The sequence below is a fragment of the Roseateles sp. P5_E11 genome (assembly GCF_054049355.1).
Map to the genome: position 1 here is coordinate 1 of NZ_JBFUMO010000660.1, position 2,969 is coordinate 2,969.

The 2,969-nt window shown below is 66.7% G+C and carries 4 protein-coding genes; 1 reads left to right on the forward strand and 3 read right to left on the reverse strand.

Annotation, left to right across the window (positions count from 1 at the left end):
• Positions 1–336 precede the first annotated feature (336 nt).
• Positions 337–732, forward strand: coding sequence for an Hsp20/alpha crystallin family protein (locus tag ACXJKR_RS28730; RefSeq protein ID WP_056196906.1), 396 nt, complete (start codon positions 337–339; stop codon positions 730–732).
• On the opposite strand, the gene tsaD is transcribed toward ACXJKR_RS28730, so the two are convergent.
• The 3 genes from tsaD to ACXJKR_RS28745 form a co-directional block, all read right to left on the reverse strand.
• On the reverse strand, positions 729–1,763 hold the full coding sequence (gene tsaD / locus ACXJKR_RS28735; RefSeq protein ID WP_457325743.1) for a tRNA (adenosine(37)-N6)-threonylcarbamoyltransferase complex transferase subunit TsaD: 1,035 nt from the start codon (positions 1,761–1,763) through the stop codon (positions 729–731). The two genes, ACXJKR_RS28730 and tsaD, sit on opposite strands and share 4 nt — an antisense overlap.
• 5 nt (positions 1,764–1,768) lie before the next feature.
• A complete protein-coding gene (gene fdx / locus ACXJKR_RS28740) occupies positions 1,769–2,107 on the reverse strand; it encodes an ISC system 2Fe-2S type ferredoxin (protein WP_056196904.1) in 339 nt (112 codons plus the stop codon).
• An 8-nt stretch (positions 2,108–2,115) separates the two neighbouring features.
• The coding region (locus ACXJKR_RS28745) for an Hsp70 family protein (RefSeq protein ID WP_457325742.1) at positions 2,116–2,969 on the reverse strand (854 nt) is incomplete at its 5' end.

The following is a 2,969-nucleotide window of genomic DNA, read 5'->3' on the forward strand; positions in this document are numbered from 1 at the left end:
GCCGCAGACGGTTTCCGGGGTTGACTTGCGGACAAGGGGGAAACCGCCCCGAGCCGTGCTGGTGTTCTGCAGCCCAACAAGGACGTTGGACGCGCAAAACCTGCGGATTCTAGCCGAAAGCGGTGGGAGCCCCAAACCGCGGCAGGTCAAGCGAGCGGACATGTGGACGTGGATGCTGGTTTCAAGAGCCAAAACCGCCCTGCCCTGCAAATGCGTGACTTCTATTCGTCAGCGCATGAAAGGCTCTTGAAGCGCTCTCACACCGCCACATCTCTGGGTCATCGGGTGCTGCTCCCGACCCTTCGAAGCAGCGTCAAACCGCCACGGAGTTTCACCATGTTCTATCTGACCCACCCCCGCCATGTCGCCCGCGTCCTGCGCCAGTTTGATGCGGAGGCCAATGCCACTCGCACCCCGGCCCTCGACGTCAGCGAGGACGACAAGGCCTAYCGCGTGACGGTCGACATGCCTGGCGTGGCCAAGGATGCCGTCAAGGTCCGCATCGAAGGCCGCCGCGTCAACATCGAGACCGCCACCGAAGAAGCGGCTGCGCCGACTGACGGTTCCCGCGTGCTGTACCGCGAGCGCCGCGCCGCCAGCTATGCCCGCAGCTTCTCGCTGCCGGCCGAGATCGACCAGGGCCAATCCGAAGCCCGCTTCGAGAACGGCGTGCTGACGCTGAATCTGGTCAAGCGCGTTGCCGAAAACGGCGGCCAGCTGACGGTCAACTAAGCCGCAGTCAGGTCCCAGCGCGGGCGTACTGCAAAGCCGCCATCGTGGCTGGGATTGGCCATGCCGCGCTGCACCCGCAGCGCGGCGGCCATCGCGATCATGGCGCCGTTGTCGGTGCACAGAGACAACTCGGGGTAGTGCACGCGCACGCCTCGTTTGGCGCAAGCGGCGTTCAATTGCTCGCGCAGCTTGGCGTTGGCGCCAACACCACCGGCGACGACGAGGCGCTTGAGCCCGGTCATCTTCAAGGCCAGCAGCGACTTCTTCACCAGCACCTCGACGATGGCCGCCTGTGTGGAGGCGGCCAAGTCGGCGCGTGTCTGGTCACATGGCGAATCGCCAATCTTCTTGACTTGCGTCAACACCGCCGTCTTCAGGCCGGCAAAGCTGAAATCCGGCTTGCCGCTGTGCAGCAGCGGACGCGGTAGCGCGAAAGCCTCCGGGTTACCGAATTCGGCCATGCGTGCTAGGTGCGGGCCGCCGGGGTAAGKCAGGCCGAGCAGCTTGGCACTCTTGTCGAAGGCCTCGCCGGCCGCGTCGTCGATGGTCTCGCCGAGGATCTCGTAGCTGCCCACGCCGTCCACGCGCATCAGTTGCGTGTGGCCGCCGCTGACCAGCAGCGCGACAAAGGGAAACTCCGGCGGGTCTGTCGACAGGAAGGGCGACAGCAGATGCCCTTCCAGGTGATGGATGGGCAGCGCCGGCACATCGAGCGCAGCGGCCAGCGACACCGCCACGCCGGCGCCCACCAGCAACGCCCCCGCGAGGCCGGGGCCCTGCGTGTAGGCGATCAGATCGACGTCCTGCAGCGCCAAGCCGGCCTGGGACAGAACCTCGCGCGTCAGCGGCAGCACGCGGCGCACATGATCTCGCGAGGCCAACTCGGGCACGACGCCGCCGTAGGCCTGGTGCATCGTGATCTGGCTGTGCAGCGCCTGCGCCATCAGCCGCGGCGGCGCATCGCCATCGATCTCGACAAGCGCAACCCCGGTCTCGTCGCAGGACGACTCGAACCCGAGGATGCGCTGCACGGAGGTCACTTGCCTTCCTTGGCGTGGTTGATCGAGTACTTGGGAATCTCGACCGTCACATCCTGCTGGCGCAACAGCGCCTGGCAGGACAAGCGCGAGTCGGGCTCCAGCCCCCAGGCGCGGTCGAGCATGTCCTCTTCGTCTTCTTCCATCTCGCTCAACGAACGGCCGCCTTCGCGCACGATGACGTGGCAGGTCGTGCAGGCGCAGACTTGGTCGCAGGCGTGCTCGATGTGGATGTCGTTGGCCAGCAGGGCTTCGCAGATCGACGTGCCGGGCGTAGCGGTGATGCTGGCGCCGTCGGGGCAATACTCGGCGTGGGGAAGGATCTTGATGACGGGCATGTCAGTTCTCAAATCTGGTTGACGGCACGGCCGGTCAGCGCGCGGGCGATGGAGCGGTTCATGCGCTCGGCGGCAAAGCCTTCGGTCGCCTCGGCCAGCGCCTTGACGGCGGCGTCGATGGCGTCGGCATCGCCGTCCATCTTGGCCAGGTCCTTCAACCGCGCCTCCAGAGCGTCGCGTTCCGCCGCCGGCAGCAGGTCGCCATCGGCGGCCAGGGCGCTGCGCGTCGCGAGGACCATGCGCTCGGCCTCGACCTTGGCCTCGCGCAGCTTGCGCGCCGCCATGTCGCCCTCGGCGCTGGCAAAACCATCCTTCAGCATGTTGGCAATCTCGTCGTCGCCGAGGCCGTAGCTGGGCTTGACGGTGATGGCCGCCTGCACGCCCGAGGTCAGCTCCTCAGCCGATACGTTCAGCAATCCGTCGGCATCGACCTGGAAGCTGACGCGGATGCGCGCCGCGCCGGCCACCATGGGCGGGATGCCGCGCAGCTCGAAGCGCGCCAGCGACCGGCATTCGCTGACCAACTCGCGCTCGCCCTGCACAACGTGAATGGCGAGCGCCGTCTGGCCGTCCTTGAAGGTCGTGAAGTCCTGCGCCTTGGCGACGGGGATGGTCGAGTTGCGCTCGATGACTCGCTCAGTCAGACCGCCCATGGTTTCAAGACCCAGCGACAGCGGGATCACGTCCAGCAGCAGGATCTCGCCATCGGCCGCGTTCCYGGCGAGCTGGTTGGCCTGGATGGCGGCACCCAGCRCGACGACCTCGTCGGGATTCAGGTTGGTCAGCACTTCGCGGCCGAACAGCTCGCCCACCGCATGGCGCACGATGGGCATGCGCGTGGAGCCGCCGACCATCACGGTGC